The 7,240-nt window shown below is 67.3% G+C and carries 5 protein-coding genes; 2 read left to right on the forward strand and 3 right to left on the reverse strand.

Going from position 1 to position 7,240, the window contains the following annotated elements:
* Positions 1 to 9: 9 nt before the first annotated feature.
* Entirely contained in the window at positions 10 to 1,662 is a 1,653-nt protein-coding gene (locus ACT3TS_RS11205; RefSeq protein ID WP_444531592.1) for an MFS transporter, read from the forward strand.
* Between the two features lie 16 nt (positions 1,663 to 1,678).
* Here ACT3TS_RS11205 and ACT3TS_RS11210 read toward each other — a convergent pair whose 3' ends face one another.
* The 3 genes from ACT3TS_RS11210 to ACT3TS_RS11220 form a co-directional block, all read right to left on the reverse strand.
* Complete coding sequence (locus ACT3TS_RS11210; protein WP_444531593.1) at positions 1,679 to 4,402, reverse strand: multicopper oxidase domain-containing protein; 2,724 nt, start codon at positions 4,400 to 4,402, stop codon at positions 1,679 to 1,681.
* Positions 4,399 to 5,457 (reverse strand): hypothetical protein, encoded by a 1,059-nt coding sequence (locus ACT3TS_RS11215; RefSeq protein WP_444531594.1) that lies wholly within the window; start codon positions 5,455 to 5,457, stop codon positions 4,399 to 4,401. The genes ACT3TS_RS11210 and ACT3TS_RS11215 overlap by 4 nt, the downstream gene beginning before the upstream one ends.
* 137 nt (positions 5,458 to 5,594) lie before the next feature.
* Positions 5,595 to 6,335 carry a helix-turn-helix transcriptional regulator gene (locus ACT3TS_RS11220; protein ID WP_444531595.1) on the reverse strand — a complete coding sequence of 247 codons (741 nt, stop codon included), beginning with the start codon at positions 6,333 to 6,335 and terminating at the stop codon, positions 5,595 to 5,597.
* Positions 6,336 to 6,409: 74 nt separating this feature from the next.
* Here ACT3TS_RS11220 and ACT3TS_RS11225 point away from each other — a divergent pair, with 74 nt between their 5' ends.
* Positions 6,410 to 7,201: a DUF2249 domain-containing protein gene (locus tag ACT3TS_RS11225; RefSeq protein WP_444531596.1), complete on the forward strand. Its 792-nt coding sequence runs from the start codon at positions 6,410 to 6,412 to the stop codon at positions 7,199 to 7,201.
* Positions 7,202 to 7,240 lie beyond the last annotated feature (39 nt).

Here is a 7,240-nt window from a genome sequence, read left to right on the forward strand (position 1 = left end):
TTTGAATTTATGCAGCAGCTAAACAAGGGCGAGCCCGCGGCAGGAACGTCCCGGAACAAGTGGGCGGGGCTGGGCGTGCTCGCGGCCGGCCTGTCGATGATTGTCATCGACGGCACCATCGTGGGGGTCTCACTGCCCACGATCATCGACGATTTGCACCTTGACCTGAACGAGGCCCAGTGGGTCAACAGCCTGTATTCAGTGGTCCTTGCGGCCCTGCTGCTGACCAGCGGGCGTCTCGGCGACAGGGTCGGACGGCGCAAGCTGTTCATGGTTGGCGTGGTCTTGTTCATGGCGGGCAGCATCTTCGCCGCCCTCTCGCACGACGCCGGCGGGTTGATTCTCAGCCGCGTCCTGCAAGGCGTGGGCGGTGCGGCGGTGCTTCCGGCGACCCTGTCCAGCGTGAATTCCACCTTCTTTGGCAAGGACAGGACGACGGCGTTTGCCATCTGGGGCGCTGTCATCTCCGGGATGGCGGCCATCGGTCCGCTGCTGGGCGGTTGGCTGACCTCATCGTTTGCGTGGCAGTGGATCTTCATCGTGAACATACCGCTGGGCCTGGCCGTGCTGGTCGGGGCGGTGCTTTTTGTTCCGGAAACCCGCTCCCCCAATGACAAGGCCGGACTCGACATCCTCGGCCTGCTGCTCAGCGCCGGCGGATTCGGCTTGTTCGTGTTTGCCTTGATCGAAGGTCCAACTCTGGGTTGGTGGTCCGCCACGTCCGCCTTGAAGCTCGGGCCCGTCAGCTGGCCGGCCGATGCGGACATCTCCGCCGTTCCGCTCACCCTCGCCGCCGGCCTCATTCTGCTGACAGGGTTCGTGTTGTGGGAAAAACACCGGGCCCGGATTGGCCGCTCGGCCATCCTGGACCTGACCTTGTTCAAGGTGCGGACGTTTTCCTGGGGCAACGCCGTCGCCGCCATGGTTGCGATTGGTGAATTTGGGCTGCTCCTCGTGCTGCCGCTGTACTTGATCAACATCCTGGGACTTGGCACGCTCAACGCGGGATTTGTTCTGGCCGCCATGGCCCTTGGCGCCTTCTTTTCCGGGGCGTCGGCCCGCCACCTGGCCGCACGGATGGGACCGCCCACTGTTGTCATCATCGGCCTGGGGCTGGAGACAGCAGGGGTCCTTGCCCTTGGTTTGCTGATTACCTCAACCACCTCCGTCTGGCTCATTGCCGCCCTGCTCGTGGTTTACGGCCTGGGGCTCGGCTTGGCGTCGGCCCAGTTGACCGGGACGGTTTTGGCTGACATTCCCACAGCTGTTTCGGGCCAGGGATCAGCCACCCAGAGCACCGTGAGGCAGCTGGGCGCGGCGTTGGGTTCGGCGGTCATGGGCAGCGTGCTGGCGCACTTTGCGGTGTCCCGGGCCACCGGGCTGCTGGCGGGCGTCCCCGGCGTCCCGGCCAACCAGGTCGACACCTTGGCGGGACAGCTGCGTGACTCCGCCGGCGGCGTCGTGCCGCAACTGTCCCAGCTGGGAACCCACGGGCCGCTGGGCGGTGCCGGACCGGCAGCCGTTGACGCGCTGTCCAGCGGCTTTGCCCAAGCCGTCAGCGCCTCGGTCCTGGCCGCGGCCGGGTTCTTGTTCATAGGCTTGGTGGGATCGTTTGTGGTGGCCGCCGCGTCACGCAAGGTCCATACGGGCTCCGATGGCTGACGCCGTTCAGACCGGGCTACTTGACCACGTGGAACACCCCGGCGGCGCCGCGTTCGGCGTCGACCATGCTGTGCGAGACAAACGGATAGTTGCCGGCCTCCGGGAATGAAAGCTCCACGAAGCCTCCCTGCGCCGGGGCCAGCGGCAGGACCTGCGCGCCTGCCGTGGGATCCGAGCCGTCCAAAAGGAACCGGCCCTCGCTCCACGTGGTGTCGAACTGGCCGCCGATCACATGGAACGACGACGCCCGGTTCGGTCCGGCGTCAAGCACCCAGATCCGCACCCGCCCGCCAACCTTCGCCGGCAGCGGACTGAACTTGTACTGGTTGGCGTAGCCGTTGAACACGACGGCGTCGGGCGTTTCCGCCTGGATCTTGGCCAGGTCGGCAACGCCGCCCTGGGGGCCGGCATAAATCTCGGACTGGACCAGGAGGTACTCCTTGTCCACCGGTGCGAGGTTCGGCGGGTCAATGACGACGGTGCCAAACATGCCGTTCGCAATGTGCTGGCTCATGGGCATGGTGCTGCAGTGGTACATCCAGATGCCGGCACGCGTGGCAGTGAATGAATACGTCAGCGACTCCCCCGGATTGATCGTCCGCATGGGCTGATCCGGGGCCAGGGCACCGGCATGAAAGTCGATCGAGTGCCCGAGCGAGCCGTCGTTGACGAGCGTGATCTTGAACTTGTCGCCAATTCTGCCGCGCAGGGTGGGCCCGGGCGCGGTCCCGTTGAACATCCACAGCTTCTGCCGGACACCGGGCGCCACCTCACGCTCCTCCTCCGTGACCTTCATGGTTAATTCATGCACCGTCCCGCTCTCAGCAGCAGGAGGCAGGGCCGGCAGGACGGCGTCGCGGGCGGTGAAACCAGCGGCTGGTTCCTTCATGAAGTCAAAGGTGGCGGACGGTCCGTCGCCGGCCCCGGAACCGTGGTCCATGCCGGGCATCCCGGCTTGATCCGAGGGCGTCTCCGAGGGCGCCGCAGCGGGTACGCCGGTGGCCACGATGCTGAGCACCATGCCCTGCTGCCTGTGCCCGGCCACGCTGCACCAGGCATCGATGGCGGCGCCGACCACGCCCACATCAACCACCGCCTGGCCCCCCGGATACAGCCGCCCGGAATCGGTCCCCAGTTCCGTGACGAGGTCGTGCACCATGTTGTCCTCGTTGACCAGGTTGATCACGAGCTTGTTGCCCGCAGGCACCTCCACCGTGTCCGGGTGGAAGCGCATGTTCTTCATGGTCATGTCCACCGTTGTCGTCTGTCCCGTCGCTGTGACAGCCGCCGGCGCGGCCTGGTTCAGCCCTTTGAGGGACTGCGGATCGGCAACAATCCCGCCCACAATGACAAGCACGACGACGGCCAGTCCGGCGGCTGCCATGCCTGCCCGTTTGCGCGGGGCAGGGTCAAACGCCGCCGTTTCCGGGCCGGCGTTCCCTGCACTTCCGCGGGCGGTCCCGGCGCTGGCAACGGTCCCGACGCCCTCGGACTTCACCGGCGCCTTGCCCAACAGTGCCATGCCCAGCAGCGGCAGGAACCAGGCCAGGCCGGCCAGCACCAGGAACGAGGTCCCCACCCGCACCAGGCTCGGCACCGGCAGGAGCGAAACCAGAAGGCCAACATTTGTCAGCACCACCCGGAACCAGCCGGCCTTGTCGAGCACCGCCGCCCTGCGCTTGACGGCAGTAGGGCCGCCACCCAACACCACCGGCACCAAATACGTCAGTGCCGCGCCCAGCACCTGCGCCACAAATCCTGCCGCCAGCACCGGAACCACGGCCTCGATCCCCCGGTGCAGGCCGTCCCAGCTGTCGGCTGTGAGCGTCAACAGCAGCAGCCAGGCGAGCCCGACGGCCAGCCAGAGCAGCGCGGCGACGGCCGACAATGGCGCGAAAGTGGTTGGTGGCTTGGCCCGCACAACCTTGGCCAGCGGCACGCAAATGTACACCACGCCGCCCAGGTAAATGAGCAGCCCGACGGTGCACAGGAACATCACCCCGGCCCCCGCCCCGGCGGCTGTGAGCAGCACACCTGCCACCAGCGGAACCGCACCGTGGCGCGCGACTGCCTCGGCGCCGTCGGCCACCCTGGTGCGCAGCATGGTTGGCAGCAGCGTCATCAACGTGCCCAGCACGGCCAGGCCGACAAAGCCGAGCACGTTCACGCCCATGTGGACCAGCAGCAGGCGCACATGCACTCCGCCGGCGGGGTTGGCTGCGAGCGCGGCGCCGACGCCGGCCCCCACCGGCAGCAGCAGGCAGGCGGCCACGTAGTACCAAACGGTGGGCCCGAAGCGCGACGGCAGCGCCTTCCGGGCGCGCAGCCCCAACGCCACGGCGTGCAGGGCCACAACGAGCCCGACGCCGATGCTGCCCAGGAGCGTCAGCGCCCAAACGTCGAGCACCATCGAGACCACCACCGCCGCAACCGCCACGTTGAGCGCAATCAGCCTGGCGACCATGGCGCGGTTGTTTGGCGTCGGCCCGCGCAGCAGCGCCTGGGCGAAGTGCCAGCTCCAGACGAGGATCGAGTTTGTGGCCGCGCCCAGCAGCAGCAGGTGCACCATGAGCCAGCCGGAAACGGGAATGCTGCGGTGGATCAACACCACAACGACCAGCGCCACGAGCCAAAACACCGCCGGTGCGTTGGCCCGCAGATGCCAGCCGGCCCGGTTCATGGGTGATTTGCCGTTCGCCGGAACGGGGATGCCACTCGTGGGTGCGGAGCCGATGTTCACGCTGCTGCCTTCTGCGCATGGGTGGCCTGCCATATCGCCAGGATGGCGAACAACAGGATCGAAATGACGTTCAGCACGCCGCCGGTGACCCAGGCGCCGTGCAGGCCCGCGCCGTCGCCCAGTGCCAGCCGAATCACCAGCGAGAGGTGCAGCAGCCCCGCCGGCAGCCAAAACCCAGAGGTGTAGGGCAGCGGCTTGCGGAGAACGGCGGGCAGGATCACCGGAGCGTGGGCCATGATCATGGAGATCGTGAAGCCCAGGAACACCGCGTGGACGGCGACGTCGTAGGAGGGGCCGGTCAGCGGCCCGTCATGCAGGGCGAGCACGACGCCGGCCACCGCCAACCAGCCATAGCCGGCCAGGAGGCACGCGGCAATGTAGCGCGGCAGGCCGGTGGAACGGATCAACTTCCGGGCGGCGTCGTACCCGAGGAGCCAGCCGACCAACGCCAGCAAGGCCACCCCGTAGAGCGGATAGCCGACGGCGGGCCACAGCAGGGTGGCCACGGTGGCACCGAGCAGGACAAAACCTGCAGCCAGCAGAAGCGGCTCAGCCTTTGGGCTGCCAATCCCGATTCTGGCCAGTTCCAGCCGCTCCCCGGCGATGGTCAGCACCACAAAGGTGACAAGGAACGGCAGCACAACGGGGATGGACGGCACCCGCAGCCACAGTCCGGCGGCGGCGATTGCAGCCACAGCACCCAGGATCTGGATGAGCACGACGTTGTCGTATTGGCGCCGCCACAACGGGATGTAGACGAGGGCCATGGCAATGGTTCCGGCCAGCAGGACGGTCTTGCCGATCCAGAGGTCCAGCGGCGAAATCATGAGGAGACCGGCAACGCCCAGGAGTGCCGGGGAGGCGTAGCCCAGCGCCCTGTTCAGGGCCACCGAACGTTCGAGCGCAATGACGGTCCCCACAAAGCTGAGCACGAGCAGCATGCCGTGAACCTGCGGGAAGCGGTCGACCTTCAGGGGCGCATCCGCACCAAGCAGCTGCAGGCCCGCGTTGAGGCCAATCAGCAGGGCCGCCCCGGCGGGGAGCAGGAACACCATCCGGAAGGCCGGTTTGCGCAGGAGTCCGCCTCTGCGCCCGGGCTTTGAGTTTCGCGGGTTCGCTGTTCGTGGGTTTGCTGTTCGTGGGTTTGCGGTTCGGGCGGGGGCTGCATTCCGGCCCGCGGGGCTGGGCCCTGTCACGGGGTTGCGGAAGTTGTGGCTGTCGGGGACGCGCCTGCCGGCAGGTGCAGGGTGCACACGCCGGGGCCGGCAAACGGCAACAATTCCACTTGGCTCTCGGGCAGTCCGCTGCCGGCCAGGAGCTCCTTCACCAGGCCCAGATGCACGGCGCACACCACGTCGGGGTTGTCCCTGGCCGCCTCGACGATGGGGCAGGTTGTCAGTGCAAGCTCGGTGGCATCGCGATTTCCCCGGACACCAAATCCTGCCTGTTCAAGCGCCGTGACCACGTGTTTTCGGGCGGACCTGCCGCCGGTGCGGCTGCTTGTACCGGTGGCGGTGTTGTTGCCGGCTTCCGGCATGGCGCGGGCCCAGGCCCGGCCGGCTGCTTCACCTTCTGCGGCGGGGTTGTCGCAGTGGCGGGACAGATGTTGGGCCAGCGCTGCCGCCAGCGCAGCGTATCCCACGGGTCCCGCAGGAACGGCGGTCGCCGCATACAGCCAGGCCGGCCTGCCCCTTCCTTCCTTGGCCGCCGCGGTCTTGCTCGCGTAGCCGTCGCCGACAAGCGCTTCCAGATGCTCGCGCGCGGTGTTGGCGTGCTGGCCTGTCTCAGCGCTCAACTGTTCAACGCTCAACGTGCCCTCGTTTTGCCGCAGCCTGGCCAGCACCGCAGCGCGCGCCCTGGAAATGGGCGCCACAGGCTTTGTATCGCCGGGCCTGGGACCGTTTGGCAGTGCTGCACGCTGTTTATTTTCCACGGAATTAAGTGTAGTAATATAATCGCATAATCGCCATCCCGCGTTAACCCGTGCAGCAACGAAAGGTTTCCACCGTGAATAATCTTGTTCTCGCATCTTCCTCCCTTGAGGCCGCAGCCCTGGAGGATGCCCGCACCCGGCTGGCGGAAGCCGCCGGGACGCTGGGCACCTTGAGCCAGAACCTGCTTGCCGCGGCTGGCAACCCCGCCGGCGGTGAGCTCGCAGAAGCAGACCAGGGAGCGCTGGTGAATTTTGCCGAACGGGAACTGCTGCCGCTTGCCGCAGCACTCGCCGCGGCGTTCCCCGACACGGGCACCTCCGCGGCGGACAATGTCATTGCCGGAGTCGCCGCTGCACACAGCGCCCGCCTGGTCTCCACGACGAGGTTCCTTGAGACCCAGGAATCCCCTCTCACGATGATCCACGCCGACGGCCGGCTCCAGGAAGCTGCCGCAGCATTCGTGGAAGAGTCCACCGAACTGGTCCTGCCCGCACTGGCGCAGGACGCAGCCGTCTCCCTGGCGGAGCTCCTGCCTGCCCGTGCCGCCGCCGCTTCAGGCAACACCGCAGCGGACAGCGACGCCGCGGAAGGCCAGGTTCCGGCGTCGGGCGGCTGTGCCTGCGGCGGGCATGACGAACCCGGCCTCTCGGAGCTGGACACCCGGGTCATCCCGCACGCGATCCGCCACGCAACGATTTTTGGTGCGCTCGAGGGGTTGAACGCCGGCAAGGGGATTCTGCTGATCGCCAACCACAACCCGCTCCCGCTGCTGGCCCAACTGGACCAGCGCTCCCCCGGCAAGTTCGCCGTGTCCTACGTTGAGGACGGCCCGGAGCTGTGGAAGTTGAGCATGGTCCGCAACTAACACCCTCCCGCACGCTCGCTGCGGGCCCCAAACGCGTGG

Origin of the sequence: Specibacter sp. AOP5-B1-6, assembly GCF_052376555.1 — a bacterium.
GTDB lineage: Bacteria > Actinomycetota > Actinomycetes > Actinomycetales > Micrococcaceae > Specibacter.

Bases quoted from the DNA above. Each gene is read 5' to 3' on its own strand.
- ACT3TS_RS11205 (WP_444531592.1), top strand. From the start codon at position 10: ATGCAGCAGCTAAACAAGGGCGAGCCCGCGGCAGGAACGTCCCGGAAC.
- ACT3TS_RS11215 (WP_444531594.1), bottom strand. From the start codon at position 5,457: ATGGTGTTCCTGCTCCCCGCCGGGGCGGCCCTGCTGATTGGCCTCAAC.